We start from the raw sequence: 13,327 nt of genomic DNA, 5'->3' as shown, positions 1-13,327 counted from the left end.
TCTCATGCGCGCTTTCCATCTTTTCGGATCCGTCGTTGCTCTTGTCGTGCCTTTCGCGGGCGCGGCGGCCGGCGCTCAGGTGCAATCCGTGCAGACGGTGCAGCCGCTCAACCCGCTAGGCGACGAGCTCGCCGCGGAAATGCGGCTGCTGGCCGCCAATCCTCTCGATATCAACGCGCTGGTCCGTGCCGGCGAACTGGCGCTGAAGCTTGGTGATCCGACCGCCGCAGGGGCTTTCTTCGCCCGCGCGGAACGGCTCGATCCACGCAACGCGCGGATCAAGGCGGGAATGGGCAGCATCCTCGTCCAGTCCGAGCGGCCGGGCGAAGCCCTGCGCCGGTTCGGCGAGGCCGAGACGCTGGGGCTCGACCCGCGCAACTATGCCGCCGATCGCGGCCTGGCCTATGACCTGATCGGCCAGCAGGAGCGCGCGCAGCGGGACTATCGCCTGGCCCTCAAGGACGGGTCGGCCGACGAGACGATACGGCGCTATGCCTTGTCGCTCGGCATATCAGGCAAGCGCGACATGGCGCTCAAGCAACTCGATCCATTGCTGCGGAAGAGCGACCGGGGCGCGTGGCGCGCGCGCGCCTTCATCCTGGCAATGAACGGCGACGATCAGGGTGCGTCGCGGATCGCGACCAACATGATGCCGCCGGGGCTGGCGCAGGGGTTGCAGCCCTTTTTCGAGCGGCTTCCCAGCCTTGGGCCGACCGATCGTGCCTTTGCCGTCCATTTCGGCGAGCTACGCGCCACGCCTGAGCGAACCGCCGACGCCCGGATGATCCCGGTGCTGGCGCCGCTGCCGCCCGAGCCGGGCGTTCCGGTCGTGCCCGCGGCGACGGCCGTTGCGGCGGTGCAGGCAGCGCCCCGGCCCGACAAGTCGGCGGATCGCCGCAGCCGGGGCAAGAAACGCAAGCAATATGAGATCCAGGTCGCGACGACGGCACCGCCAGCGGTGCAGCCGCAGCCTGAGCCGTTGCCGCAACCGCCGGTCTATGTCGCCAGCGTCGATCCGGTCGAGCAGCCGGCCCCTGCGCCACCGAGCCAGGTTCAGATGGCTTCAGTGGTACCGGCGCGGACCCCTGACAGCGGGCGGCGGAACATGACCCTCGCGCCCGCGACCGGATCGTCGTTCGCTGTGCCCGCGCCGTCCCGGACCCCGCCAACTGCTGTGGCATCGGCCCGGCCGCCCATAGCGGACCGAAGCATGTTGCCGCCGGAAGTGGATACGCGAATTCCGGGCGGTTCGAACCAGACGCCGGCCGGCCGGCCGGTCTCGCCGCCGCCATCGGCTTCCGGGCCGGTGGTTCTGGCGTCTTCAAACCTGCCGAGTCGTCCGGCGATCGCAGCGGCAGCGCCGCCCGCGAGTGTGCCGTCTTCTTTGCCGGTCGCCGAGGCGAGCACGCGGATTCCGGAAAGCGCGCCGCGACCATCTCCCGTTGTACCGCAGGCATCGCCCCCGCAAGCGTCACCCCCGCCGACGACGGTGGCCTCGTCCGCCCCCGTCTCTGCCGCAAGTGCCCCCGAGGCGTTCGCTGCTGTGACCCCCGTGCCGACGACCCCGTCCGAGCGCCCGGTCCACGTCGCATCGGCACCGACGCCCGTGCGGAGCGAGGATTCGATCCTGGCCAGCATCATCGCCAATATCTCGGTGCCGGGCTCCGAACTGGGGGTCGCGCCGATCGAGACGGCACGGGCCGAGCCGCCCCCCCCGGTTCCGGCTCAGGCCGCGCCTGAACCGGTCGACACCGGGGCCGCGGCACGCGAGGCGGCGGAGAAGAAGGCGGCTGCCGACAAGCAGGCGCTTGCCGAGAAGAAAGCGGCCGAGACGAAGAAACTGGCCGAGGCGAAGAAGGCGGCTGAGGCGAAGAAGGCAGCCGAGCTGAAGAAGAAGAACGATCCGAAGATCCTCGAGCCCTCGCGCATCTGGGTCCAGGTGGCGGGCGGCGCGAATGAAGACACCTTGCCCAAGGAATGGGAGAAGGTCCGCGCCAAGGCCCCGGTGGTGTTCAAGGGGAAATCGGGCTGGACCACGCCGTTGCGCGCGACCAATCGCGTGCTGGCAGGGCCGTTCAAGACCAGTGACGAGGCACGATCCTTCGTCAATGCGCTCGCCAAGGAGGGGTTGTCCGCCTTTTCCTTCACCAGCGAGGCGGGCCAGAAAGTCACGAAGCTGGCCCCCAAGTGAGCGACGGACAGCGTCACGCGCCATGGGCGGCCGATCCGGCAAGCAGCCGTGGCCGCCTGCATGAGGAGCAGCGCGAAGCGGTGCGCGGACCGCGCGACGCGTTTCAGCGAGACCGGGATCGGATCATCCACTCGATCAGCTTTCGCCGTCTGCGCCACAAGACCCAGGTGTTCATGGCGCCTGATGGCGACCATTTCCGAGTCCGCCTGACTCACAGCCTGGAGGTCGCGCAGATCGGTCGTGCCGTGGCGCGCACGCTCGGGCTGAACGAGGACCTGACCGAGGGGCTGTGCCTTGCGCACGATATCGGTCATCCGCCGTTCGGCCATGCCGGCGAGGATGCGCTGAAGGCCGCGCTGGCGGGGCAGGGCGGGTTCGACCATAATGGCAACACGCTGCGCGCGCTGATGGTGATCGACAGCCCCTATCCGAGGTGGAACGGGCTGAACCTGACCTGGGAGACGCTCGAGGGCCTGGCCAAGCATAATGGCCCGATCGCTGAACCTGCCTGGGCGCTGGCCGAGGCGGATGCGGCGTTCCCGCTCGATCTCACGCGCTGGCCGTCGCTCGAGGCGCAGGTCGCGGCGATCGCCGACGATATCGCCTATGACAATCACGACATCGACGATGGGCTCCGCGCGGGGCTGCTGACGCTTGAGCAGATGCTTGAGGTGCCGGTGGTTGCGGCCGGCTGGGAGGAGACCCGCCGTCGTTTTCCCGACATCGCGGCCGACAGGCTGGTCGGCGAGCTGGTACGTTCCCAGATCGGCACGATGGTCAACGACCTGATCGCCGAGACGCGCCGCCGCGTGGCTGCGGCGGGAGTCGAAACCGCTGAGGATGTGCGGGCCGCCGGCACATGCCTGGCCGGCTTCTCGGACGAGATGCGCGACGCCGAGCGATCGCTCAAGCGCTTCATGTACGCCAATCTGTACCATCACCCGCGCCAGCTCGAGGCGGCACGGATTGCCGGGGAACTGGTCGCGGGATTGTACGGTGCCTATCACGCCGATCCGCGCCTGATGCCGGCCGACTGGCATGCACGGCTGCCCGCGGAGGAACCCGCGCGCAGCCGCCACATTGCCGACTTCATCGCCGGCATGACCGATCGCTATGCCGTGACCCGCTATCGCGAGGTGGTCGGGCCGATCGATCTGCCGGAGGGGTTCTAGCGCGAGGCGAGCGCGACCGGGGTCAGCTTGGCCTGCGCGTTCTTCACGCTGAACGACACGGGCTGGCCGCCCGAGACGCCGCTGACCTGATCGCCGCGGACGGTGAGCTCGAACGCGCTGCCGGACGGATAGCGGCGGCCGCTGATGACGACGCGGTTCGTCTTGGCCACCATCGTGTAGACATAGGTCTGGCCGTCGCGGGTGAACCGGCGCTCCGGCGCGTTGTCTTTGGCGAAGGCGGGGGCGGAGAAGGCCGCGAGCATCGCGGCGGCGGCGAGGAACGTCTTGGTCATGATCTTTCCTTTCGGTGCTCGAAAGCCAGATCAGCATCCCCCGTTTCTGTTGTGCGGGCTCAGGATATTGCAGTGCAGCAAAATCCCAACCGCAAAGATTGCGCGCCCAGTTGCAAGAAACGAACGGTGAATCGCTTTTCCCGCGACGGCTGACACACTCTCGCGACATCGGGGGTGTACAGCGAATGGAAAGAATGACGGGAACGAGACCATGGCGGACGTCGGTATCGCGTTGAATCGTTTCGGACTGGGTGCGCGGCCCGATGAGGCAGTGCCGGGTGACCCGCGGAAATGGCTGCTTGGGCAGTTCGAGACCTTCGATCCGAAACCTCAGGCAATCGCTGCCCAGCCGAACCGCCAGACGATCGCGGGAGAGCTGGCCGACTATCTCGATCAGGTGCGCATGCTCCGGCAGCAGGGGGCGCCGCAGGATCGGCAGCGTCCCGCCGCGATGGCGGCACCGGCGATGGCTCAGGACAGGATGGCGCCCAATGCAATGGCGCCGGGGACGAAGGCGGAGGATCCCGCCGATGCAAACGATCCGGTGAAGCAGGCGCGCCGTTTCGCGCAGCGCCAGGCACGGGACTATTATGTCGGCGCGGTAGGGGCGCGTGCCAGCACCGCGCTCGTCACGCCCGCGCCGTTCGTCGAGCGGCTGGTGCATTTCTGGGCGAACCATTTCGCCATCTCGATCGATAAGGTGCAGGTGGTCGGGCTGGGCGGCCTGCTCGAATTCGAGGCGATCCGGCCGCATGTGCTGGGCAGGTTCGGCGACATGCTGAACGCAGTCGAGCGACATCCGGCGATGCTGCTCTATCTCGACCAGGCGCAGTCGGTCGGGCCGAACAGCGTGGTCGGCGCGCGGGCGGCGGGACGTGGCAACCGCAATCTCGGGCTGAACGAGAATCTCGCGCGGGAGATCATGGAACTGCACACGCTGGGGGTGCGCACCGGCTATGATCAGGCCGATGTGACCGAATTCGCCCGGGCAATGACCGGGTGGAGCGTCGCGGGCCTGACCCGGGGCCTCCGCGCCCGCTTCGCCGGGGTAGAGGGCACGGCGGGCGACTTCATCTTCGCCGCGCCGCTGCACGAGCCAGGCGCGCGCACGATCATGGGCAAGATCTATGGCCAGAATGGCGAGGGCCAGGCGCAGGCCGTCTTGAACGACCTGGCCGCGCACCCGGCGACCGCGACCCATATCGCGACCAAGCTTGCGCGGCATTTCACCGGCGACGCGCCGTCTCCGGCGCTGGTGCAGCGGATGCAGGCTGCTTTCGTGAAGACGGGCGGGGATTTGCCCAGCGTCTACCGGGTGCTGATCGATTCACCCGAGGCATGGGCCGCCGAGCCGGCCAAGTTCAAGACGCCTTGGGAATGGTCGATCTCGGCCTATCGTGCGCTCGGCATGAAAACGGTCCAGCCCCAGGCGGTGACCGGCCTGCTCAACCAGCTCGGCCAGCCGGCCTGGAAGCCGGGATCGCCGGCCGGCTATGACGATATCGCGGCGAGCTGGGCAGGGCCCGACGCGATCCTGCGCCGGGTCGAGGCGGCGGAACGTTTTTCGGCAAAGGCGGGCGAGCAGATCGATGCGCGCGCGCTCGCGCCCAGGCTGTTCCCCGCGACTCTCTCGACCGGGACGACGCAGTCGCTGGCCCGGGCGGAAAGCGCCGGGCAGGCGCTCGCGCTGCTGCTCGTCGCCCCCGAATTCATGCGGAGATAACCCATGATCGATCGTCGTTCCTTCGTTGGTGCGGGCGTGATGGGCGCTCTCGCCATGAGCCTCGCGCCGCGCCTCGCCTTCGCAAAGGCAGAAACCGACAAGCGTTTCGTCTTCATCATCCAGCGCGGGGCGGCGGATGGCCTCGGCACGGTGGCGCCGGTCGGCGATCCGGCCTTTGCGGGCGCACGGGGTGTGCTGGCCGAGGATTTTGCCGGCGCAAGCAAACTGAATTCGATGTTCGCGCTGCATCCGTCGCTCGGCCGCATCGGGACGCTTTACGGCCAGGGCCAGGCGCTGTTCGCGCATGCGGTGGCTTCGCCCTATCGTGATCGGTCGCATTTCGACGGCCAGAATGTGCTCGAGACGGGTGGGGCAGGGGCCTATCAGGTCAAGGATGGCTGGCTGAACCGGATGCTCGGCATCCTGCCGCCGACCAGTGCCAGGGCGATCGCGATCTCGGCGACGGTCCCGATGGCGCTGCGCGGTGGGCATGAGGTTTCTTCCTATGCGCCGTCAGCCTTGCCCGATGCGTCGGCCGGGCTACTCGATCGGGTCTCGATGCTCTATCAGGGTGACAGCCAGCTTCATGCATTGTGGAGCGAGGCGATGGCCACGCGCGCGCTGACCAACGGCATGACCAATGACGACGGCCGTAATGCCGCGGCGACCGGCGCGCTCGCGGCGAAACTGCTCGTGCCGGAGAATGGCGCGCGGATCGCGATGATCGAGACCAATGGCTGGGATACCCATGCGCAGCAACGGATACGGCTCGGCCTGCAGCTTCGCGGCCTCGACGCGATGGTCGGCGCGCTGCAGGCCGGGCTCGGCCCGCTCTGGGCGGACACGATGATATTGGTCGCGACCGAGTTCGGACGAACGGTGGCCGTGAACGGCACTGGCGGCACCGATCATGGCACGGCCAGCGCAGCGATGCTGCTTGGCGGCGGCGTGAAGGGCGGGCGGGTGCTGGCCGACTGGCCGGGGCTCGGCCAGGCCGCGCTGTTCGAGGGACGCGACCTGAGGCCGACGATCCAGCTCGATCCGTTCATCGCGGGGGCGGTGGCCGAGCATTTCTCGGTCGAGCCCGGGCGGGCGATGAAGGCGCTGTTCCCGGATGCGGGTGCGGCGCGGCCGGTCGAGGGGCTGGTCCGAACCTGAGACGACCAAAGTTCCACCGTCATGCCGGACTTGTTCCGGCATCCACCGCCCCGCACGACCGAAAGCGGTTGATTTGCGGAACCCTGGACCCCCGAACGAGTGCGGGGTGACGATGTCGGTGTGGAGAGGCTCCTCTCGATTTGAGTCATACCCCGCCATCCGCTAAGGGCCGCGCTCGCTCTTATCACCGGACCAGCAATGACCCTTTATACCCGTTTCGCCGCGCATCTCGATGCGGCGCTTGATGCCCTTGTCGCGGCGGGCGATCTGCCAGCCGGGCTGGATCGCGCGAATGTGACCGTCGAGCCGCCCCGCGACCCGAGCCATGGCGACCTCGCGACCAACGCGGCGATGGTGCTGGCCAAGCCTGCCGCGACCAATCCGCGCGCGCTGGCGGAGAAGATATCGGCCGAACTGGGCAAGCTGGACGAGGTGCGCGACGTGTCGGTCGCCGGCCCGGGCTTCATCAACCTGGCGCTGACCGACGACACCTGGCGCGCGGAGCTTTCGACGATTCATGAGGAGGGCGACGATTACGGCCGCTCGACCAAGGGGGCGGGCACGACCGTCAATGTCGAATATGTCTCCGCCAATCCGACCGGCCCGATGCACATGGGCCATTGCCGTGGCGCGGTGGTGGGCGATGCGCTGGCCAGCCTGCTTGAGTTCGCCGGCGCCAGGGTGATCCGCGAATATTATGTCAACGACGCCGGCGGGCAGGTGGATACGCTCGCCCGGTCGGTGCACCTGCGGTATCGCGAAGCGCTTGGCGCCGATATCGGCGAGATTCCGGAAGGGCTCTATCCCGGCGACTATCTCGTGCCGGTGGGCCAGGCGCTGGCCGCCGAGTTCGGCGACAAATATGCGGCACTGCCTGAAAGCGACTGGCTGGTGCTTTTCCGAGTCCGCGCGGTCGCTGCGATGATGGAGCTGATCAAGGCCGATCTCGCCTTGCTCGGCATCCACCATAGCCTGTTCTCGTCCGAGGCTGAGCTGCAGGCGGCGGGCAAGCCTGAGGCGGCCGAGGCTGAACTGCGCGCGCGGGACCTCATCTATGACGGCGTGCTCGAAGCGCCCAAGGGCGAGACGCCCGAGGATTGGGAGCCCGTGGTGCTGCCGCTGTTCCGGTCGACCCAGTTCGGCGACGACCAGGATCGGCCGATCAGGAAGTCCAACGGGCAATGGACCTATTTCGGCGCCGACCTCGCCTATCACTACCAGAAGGCGCAATCGGCCGATGCGCTGATCGACATCTGGGGCGCCGACCATGCCGGCACGGTGAAGCGGATCGTCGCGGCGGTGCAGGCGCTTACCGGCGGCAAGACGCGGTTCGACGTGAAGCTGGTGCAGATGGTGCGCCTGCTGCGCGCCGGCGAGCCGGTAAAGATGTCGAAGCGCTCGGGCAATTTCGTGACGCTCGCCGAAGTCGTCGAGGAAGTCGGCAAGGATGTCGTCCGCTTCACCATGCTGACGCGCAAGGCCGACACCCAGATGGATTTCGATTTCGCCAAGGTCGTCGAAATGTCGCGGGAGAATCCGGTCTTCTACGTTCAATATGCCCATGCACGCATCGCGCGGCTGAATCGGAAAGCGGCTGAGTTCGGAATGACATGCGGCACTGCCGATCTGTCCCAACTTGATACCACCGAACTGGAGCTGGTGAAACTCGCAGCCCAGTTCCCGCGGATCATCGAAACCGCTGCCGCGGCACGCGAGCCGCATCGTGTAGCTTTCTATCTCAATGACTTGGCTGCTGCGTTTCACGCGCTGTACAATCTCGGCAATGATAATCCCGGGCGTCGTTTCGTGATTGAGGGCGAACAGGAGATTACGTGCGCACGCCTTTTCTTGGCGGACGCAATCGGGCAAATTGTCCGCAACGGACTCGGCATCATGGGGGTGCAGGCGGTCCAGGAGATGAACTGATGGCGACGTCGAGCGACTTTGAGGTCCGCGACGAGGATCGGCTGCCGTGGCTCGAGACCGTCGACGAGGATTATGACGAAGGCCCGTCGATCTTTCGCGTGGTCCTCATGGTCGTGCTTGGTCTTGCGATCATCGCTGCGGCGATCTTCGGTTATTACTGGTACCGGAAGCATCAGGGCGTGGACGGCAATGGCGCACTGATCGCGGCGCAGGAGGGGGACTACAAGGTCAAGCCCGACGACCCCGGTGGCCTGAAGGTCGAGGGCGAAGGCGAGACAGCGGTCGCGACCAGCGATGGTGCGGGCGGCGGCAATGCCGCGATCGATCTCAACGCGACGCCGGAAACGCCCGTCGCGGGAACCAAGGTGGCACCCGCGGCAGCCAGCGCTGGCGGGGCGAGCAAGGCGGTCGTGGCGATACCGGCATCGGGCGGCAAGCTGACGGCGACGACTCAGACCGCGGCGCCGGCGGCAGGCCCGACATCGCGCGGGTCGCTGGTGCAGCTCGGCTCCTTCCCCGACGAAGGCTCGGCCAATGTGGCATGGGCGCAAGCGTCCAAACGCTTCACCTATCTCGCACCGCTCGGCAAGTCGGTGCAGAAGGCCGAGGTCAACGGCCGCACCGTCTATCGCCTGCGAGTCAATGCGGGCAGCGCGGGCGCGGCGACCGAGCTGTGCGGCAAGCTGAAGGTCGCCGGCGAAGCCTGTTTCGTCGCGAACGACTGAGGCATGTTTCGGCCCTTCCCCTTCGGGGGAGGGGCTTTTTGACGGGGGGGGTTCCTGATAGGCAGCCCCGATGAAGCCAGTCATCTATGGCCTGTCGGGCCTGACCCTCACAGCCGGCGAGCGTTCGTTCTTCGGGCAGGCCGACCCGGTCGGCTATATCTTGTTCAAGCGGAACATTGCCGATCGCGCGCAGCTCCGCGCGCTGACCGACGATCTGCGCGCGCTTTCCGGCCACGACGACCTGCCGATCCTGATCGACCAGGAGGGCGGGCGCGTCGCGCGGATGGGGCCGCCGGAATGGCCTGCCTTCCCGGCGGGACCGGCTTTCGACGCCCTGTACGAGACGGCGCCGATCTCCGCGATCGAGGCGGCGCGCGCCAATGCCCAGGCGATCGGGCTGATGCTGGCCGAGATGGGGATAACGGTCGATTGCCTGCCGCTGCTCGACGTGTCGCAACCCGACACAACCGAGGCAATCTCGACCCGGGCGCTGGGATCGGAGCCGATGCGCGTCGCCGCGATGGGACGGGCGATCATCGAGGGGCTGCGCGACGGGGGCGTGGTCGGCGTGGTCAAGCATATGCCGGGGCATGGCCGGGCCAGGGTCGACACCCATTACCACCTGCCGACCGTCACCGCGTCCGAGGCTGAGCTCGAGATCGATCTTGCGCCTTTCAGGGCACTTGCGGGGGCGCCGATGGGAATGACCTCGCACATCGTGTTCGAGGCGTGGGACCCGGATCGGCCCTCGACGCTGTCGCCGATCGTGATCGAGGAGGTCATCCGTCAGCGGATCGGCTTCGACGGGCTGCTGATGACCGACGATATCGACATGAAGGCATTGACCGGCAGTGCCGGCGACAAGGCGGAAGGCGCGATCGCCGCCGGGTGCGACGTGGTGCTCGACTGCTGGGGACGGATGGACGAGATGGAAGAGATCGCGTCGCGGCTGGGCGAGATGCCGGCAAAGTCGCTTGAGCGGCTGGAGCGGGCGATGGCGACGATCGCGGGGGCGAAGCCGCCGGGTGAGATGGCTGAACTCATCGCCAGGCGGGATACGCTGCTGGGTATGGCTTAGCTCCTCCCAGTGCCGGGGAGGATTGTGTAGCGCCTCGCGCTTCGCCAGAACGGTCCGATGGACGATGCCGAGACGCTGACCCTGGATATCGACGGCTGGGAAGGCCCGCTCGATCTGCTGCTCGCGCTGGCGCGCAGCCAGAAGGTCGATCTGCGCGAGATATCGATCCTTGCGCTGGTCGATCAGTATCTGCGCTTCGTCGAGGAGGCGAGGGCGATCAAGCTTGAACTGGCGGCTGACTATCTCGTGATGGCGGCGTGGCTCGCCTATCTCAAATCGGCGCTGCTGCTGCCGCGCGACCCCGAGGAGCAGCCAAGCCCGGAGGAACTGGCGCTGCGTCTCCAGCTTCGGCTCGAACGGCTCAACGCGATGCGCGAGGCGGGTGCCCGGCTGATGGCGCGGGACCGGCTTGACCGCGACGTCTTCCTGCGCGGCGCGCCGGAGGGCTTGCGCACCGTGCGCAAGGCCCTGTGGCAGGCCGAGATATACGACCTGATCTCCGCCTATGGCCGGATCAGCGCGCGCACGCGGCCGGTGATGCATATCGTCGCCAATCGGCCGGTGATGACGCTCGAGGCGGCGCTGGAACGGGTTTCCCGCCTGGTCGGGGAACGGATAGACTGGAGCATGATCGAAACCTTCCTGCCCGAAGCCGCCTCCGGCATCTTCCGCAAGTCGGCGCTTGCCTCAAGCTTCGTCGCGGCGCTCGAGCTGGCGCGCCAGGGGCGGGTGGAGCTTCGCCAGAAATCGCCCTTCGCCCCGCTCTACCTGAAGGCGCCCGTCCTGAAGGTGGGGGCATGAAGCGCGCCGACGATCTGACCCGCGCCGTGGAAGCGGTGCTGTTCGCGGCGACCGAGCCGATGACGGTCGACGCGATCCGCGCGCATCTGGGCAATGCGGACAATGTCCGGAGCGTGCTCGAGGAGATCCAGGCCGATTTCGCCGGGCGCGGGATCGAACTGGTCAGGCGCGGCGACCGCTGGCATTTCCAGACGGCGGGCGACATGGCGCACCTGCTCCGCCGCGATAAGGAGGAGGCGCGCAAGCTGAGCCGCGCGGGCATCGAGACGCTGGCGATCATCGCCTATCACGAACCGGCGACTCGCGCGGAGATCGAGGCGATTCGCGGGGTTCAAATCTCCAAGGGTACGCTCGACGTGCTGATGGAGGCCGGCTGGATCCGTCCCGTGGGAAGACGCGAGGTGCCGGGGCGGCCACTGCTCTATGCGACGACCCCCGAGTTCCTGGCGCATTTCGGCCTTGCCAGCAGGCGCGACCTGCCCGGAATCGACGATCTCAAGGCAGCCGGGCTGCTCGACCCGATCGATCTGGCGCTTGAACATGCCGGCGAACGCGATGACGACAACACCGAGGTAGAAAAGACCGACGATCAGGACTAGATAGGCCTACGTCCTAGGAGATTGGTGATGGGTAGTTTCAGCCTCGTGCATTGGCTGGTGTTCGGCGTGATCGCGATCCTCGTGCTCGGCGGTGGACGCTTCTCGAATATGATGGGTGACGTCGCCAAGGGCATCAAGCAGTTCAAGAAGGGCATGGCCGAAGACGACGAGCCCGTCCGCGAGCCGAGCCGGATCGATGCCAAGAAAGCGGCCGAGCCCGCGATCGAGGTCGAAGCCGAGAAGCTGCGCGAGGAGCGCTGAGCTTTGTCGGCAAACGCCCTGTCGGGACGGGCCCGGCATGGCGGAATCATGTCGGCTGGCGCGGTCGCGAGCGCGTGAAGCCGACCGGGTCCCGTTTTTTGACTGCTCCATAGAGTTTTCGCATGTTCGATATCGCGCCCACCGAATTGATGCTCGTCGGGATGGTGGCGCTGATCGTCATCGGACCGAAGGACCTGCCCAAGGCGATGCGTTTCGTCGGCTATTGGGTATCGCGCGCGCGCGGTGTCGCGCGACAGTTCCGATCGGGCTTCGATTCGATGATGCGCGAGGCGGAACTCCAGGAAATGGAAAAGAAATGGGCTGAGGAGAATGAGCGGATCATGCGCGAGCATCCGCCCACGCCCCAGCAGATGTTGCCCATGACTCAAGCCATCGATCATGAGGACGTTGCGCCAGTGCTGGTCGAGGCGCCGGTGATCGCCGCGGCGCCCGAGCCGGAAGTACCGCCCGCGCCTGTCGCGAAGCCAGTTCGCAAGAGGACCGTGAAGGCCGCGACGGACCCCGATGCCAAGCCGGCGGCAAAGCGCGTGCGCAAGCCCGCCGCGAAAGCCGAGTCATGAACGCGCCGGTCGATGATCTCGATGCCAGCCGCGCACCGTTGCTCGATCACCTGATCGAACTGAGGCGGCGGCTGCTTTACTGCGTGGCGGCCATCGTGGTGAGCTTCGCGATCGCCTTTTATTTCGCCGAGCCGATCTTCGCTTTCCTGGTGCACCCGCTGGCCGCGGCGGGGCAGAGCAAGATCATCTACACCCAGATTTTCGAGGCATTCTTCGTCCAGGTGAAGGTCGCGTTCTTCGCGGCGATGATGCTGTCCTTCCCGGTGATCGCCAACCAGCTGTGGCAGTTCGTCGCGCCTGGCTTGTACCGCCAGGAGAAGAAGGCGCTGCTGCCGTTCCTGCTGGCGACGCCGGTGCTGTTCATCGGCGGCGCTGCGATGGCCTATTACATCGCGGTGCCGATGGCGCTGCACTTCCTGCTTTCCTACCAGGGGGACCTTGGCGGGGGAATCAAGCAGGAGGCGCTGCCGTCGGTCGCCAACTACCTGTCGTTCGTGATGCAGTTCCTGTTCGCGTTCGGCGTGTCGTTCCTGCTGCCGGTGGTGCTCATGCTCCTGGAGCGCGCGGGGATCGTGACGCGCAAGCAGTTGGTGAGCGCGCGCCGCTATGCCATTGTCGGCGCCTTCGCGATCGCGGCGGTGCTGACCCCGCCGGATATCGGATCGCAGCTGCTGCTCGCGATTCCGCTGTGCCTGCTCTACGAACTGGCGCTGATCGGCATCTGGTTCACCGAGCGGAGACGCTCGAAGCTGCCGGTGGAAACTCCCGAGACCGAATAAGAAAAGCCCTCTCCCTTGCGGGAGAGGGCCTGGGTGTGCC

At 67.0% G+C, this 13,327-nt stretch carries 13 protein-coding genes; 12 read left to right on the top strand and 1 reads right to left on the bottom strand.

What is annotated here, in order from left to right; translation table 11 throughout:
* Positions 1-4: 4 nt before the first annotated feature.
* Positions 5-2,191 carry an SPOR domain-containing protein gene (locus P0Y59_09675; GenBank protein WEK01925.1) on the top strand — a complete coding sequence of 729 codons (2,187 nt, stop codon included), beginning with the start codon at positions 5-7 and terminating at the stop codon, positions 2,189-2,191.
* A complete protein-coding gene (locus P0Y59_09670) occupies positions 2,188-3,363 on the top strand; it encodes a deoxyguanosinetriphosphate triphosphohydrolase (protein WEK01924.1) in 1,176 nt (391 codons plus the stop codon). The genes P0Y59_09675 and P0Y59_09670 overlap by 4 nt, the downstream gene beginning before the upstream one ends.
* Here the strand turns inward: P0Y59_09670 and P0Y59_09665 are convergent.
* Entirely contained in the window at positions 3,360-3,656 is a 297-nt protein-coding gene (locus P0Y59_09665) for a hypothetical protein (protein ID WEK01923.1), read from the bottom strand. The two genes, P0Y59_09670 and P0Y59_09665, sit on opposite strands and share 4 nt — an antisense overlap.
* 211 nt (positions 3,657-3,867) lie before the next feature.
* Between P0Y59_09665 and P0Y59_09660 the strand changes: the two genes are divergently transcribed.
* The 10 genes from P0Y59_09660 (at position 3,868) to tatC (ending at position 13,287) form a co-directional block, all read left to right on the top strand.
* Complete coding sequence (locus P0Y59_09660; protein WEK01922.1) at positions 3,868-5,379, top strand: DUF1800 domain-containing protein; 1,512 nt, start codon at positions 3,868-3,870, stop codon at positions 5,377-5,379.
* A 3-nt stretch (positions 5,380-5,382) separates the two neighbouring features.
* Entirely contained in the window at positions 5,383-6,537 is a 1,155-nt protein-coding gene (locus P0Y59_09655; protein ID WEK01921.1) for a DUF1501 domain-containing protein, read from the top strand.
* A gap of 198 nt (positions 6,538-6,735) precedes the next feature.
* The gene (gene argS, locus P0Y59_09650; protein ID WEK01920.1) at positions 6,736-8,463 is read left to right on the top strand and encodes an arginine--tRNA ligase; all 1,728 of its coding nucleotides are present in this window, start codon (positions 6,736-6,738) and stop codon (positions 8,461-8,463) included.
* On the top strand, positions 8,463-9,188 hold the full coding sequence (locus P0Y59_09645) for an SPOR domain-containing protein (protein WEK01919.1): 726 nt from the start codon (positions 8,463-8,465) through the stop codon (positions 9,186-9,188). The genes argS and P0Y59_09645 overlap by 1 nt, the downstream gene beginning before the upstream one ends.
* A 70-nt stretch (positions 9,189-9,258) precedes the next feature.
* A complete protein-coding gene (locus tag P0Y59_09640) occupies positions 9,259-10,266 on the top strand; it encodes a glycoside hydrolase family 3 N-terminal domain-containing protein (GenBank protein WEK01918.1) in 1,008 nt (335 codons plus the stop codon).
* Between the two features lie 57 nt (positions 10,267-10,323).
* The gene (locus P0Y59_09635; GenBank protein WEK01917.1) at positions 10,324-11,067 is read left to right on the top strand and encodes a ScpA family protein; all 744 of its coding nucleotides are present in this window, start codon (positions 10,324-10,326) and stop codon (positions 11,065-11,067) included.
* Positions 11,064-11,666 (top strand): SMC-Scp complex subunit ScpB, encoded by a 603-nt coding sequence (gene scpB / locus P0Y59_09630; protein ID WEK01916.1) that lies wholly within the window; start codon positions 11,064-11,066, stop codon positions 11,664-11,666. The genes P0Y59_09635 and scpB overlap by 4 nt, the downstream gene beginning before the upstream one ends.
* Before the next feature lie 27 nt (positions 11,667-11,693).
* A complete protein-coding gene (locus P0Y59_09625; protein WEK01915.1) occupies positions 11,694-11,927 on the top strand; it encodes a twin-arginine translocase TatA/TatE family subunit in 234 nt (77 codons plus the stop codon).
* Between the two features lie 122 nt (positions 11,928-12,049).
* Positions 12,050-12,508, top strand: coding sequence for a Sec-independent protein translocase protein TatB (gene tatB / locus P0Y59_09620; GenBank protein WEK01914.1), 459 nt, complete (start codon positions 12,050-12,052; stop codon positions 12,506-12,508).
* Positions 12,505-13,287, top strand: a complete 783-nt coding sequence (tatC, locus tag P0Y59_09615; protein WEK01913.1) for a twin-arginine translocase subunit TatC — start codon at positions 12,505-12,507, stop codon at positions 13,285-13,287. The genes tatB and tatC overlap by 4 nt, the downstream gene beginning before the upstream one ends.
* Positions 13,288-13,327: the final 40 nt, after the last annotated feature.

Origin of the sequence: Candidatus Sphingomonas phytovorans (genome assembly GCA_029202385.1) — a bacterium.
Classification (GTDB): Bacteria; Pseudomonadota; Alphaproteobacteria; order Sphingomonadales; family Sphingomonadaceae; genus Sphingomonas; species Sphingomonas phytovorans.
Note: the sequence above shows the minus strand (reverse complement) of the source record. Positions and strands in the feature narration are given on the sequence as shown.

Coding starts and splice junctions, on each gene's coding strand:
- P0Y59_09675 (WEK01925.1), top strand. CDS start 5: ATGCGCGCTTTCCATCTTTTCGGATCCGTCGTTGCTCTTGTCGTGCCT.
- P0Y59_09665 (WEK01923.1), bottom strand. CDS start 3,656: ATGACCAAGACGTTCCTCGCCGCCGCCGCGATGCTCGCGGCCTTCTCC.
- P0Y59_09660 (WEK01922.1), top strand. CDS start 3,868: ATGGCGGACGTCGGTATCGCGTTGAATCGTTTCGGACTGGGTGCGCGG.
- P0Y59_09655 (WEK01921.1), top strand. CDS start 5,383: ATGATCGATCGTCGTTCCTTCGTTGGTGCGGGCGTGATGGGCGCTCTC.
- argS (WEK01920.1), top strand. CDS start 6,736: ATGACCCTTTATACCCGTTTCGCCGCGCATCTCGATGCGGCGCTTGAT.
- P0Y59_09645 (WEK01919.1), top strand. CDS start 8,463: ATGGCGACGTCGAGCGACTTTGAGGTCCGCGACGAGGATCGGCTGCCG.
- P0Y59_09640 (WEK01918.1), top strand. CDS start 9,259: ATGAAGCCAGTCATCTATGGCCTGTCGGGCCTGACCCTCACAGCCGGC.
- P0Y59_09635 (WEK01917.1), top strand. CDS start 10,324: ATGGACGATGCCGAGACGCTGACCCTGGATATCGACGGCTGGGAAGGC.
- scpB (WEK01916.1), top strand. CDS start 11,064: ATGAAGCGCGCCGACGATCTGACCCGCGCCGTGGAAGCGGTGCTGTTC.
- P0Y59_09625 (WEK01915.1), top strand. CDS start 11,694: ATGGGTAGTTTCAGCCTCGTGCATTGGCTGGTGTTCGGCGTGATCGCG.
- tatB (WEK01914.1), top strand. CDS start 12,050: ATGTTCGATATCGCGCCCACCGAATTGATGCTCGTCGGGATGGTGGCG.
- tatC (WEK01913.1), top strand. CDS start 12,505: ATGAACGCGCCGGTCGATGATCTCGATGCCAGCCGCGCACCGTTGCTC.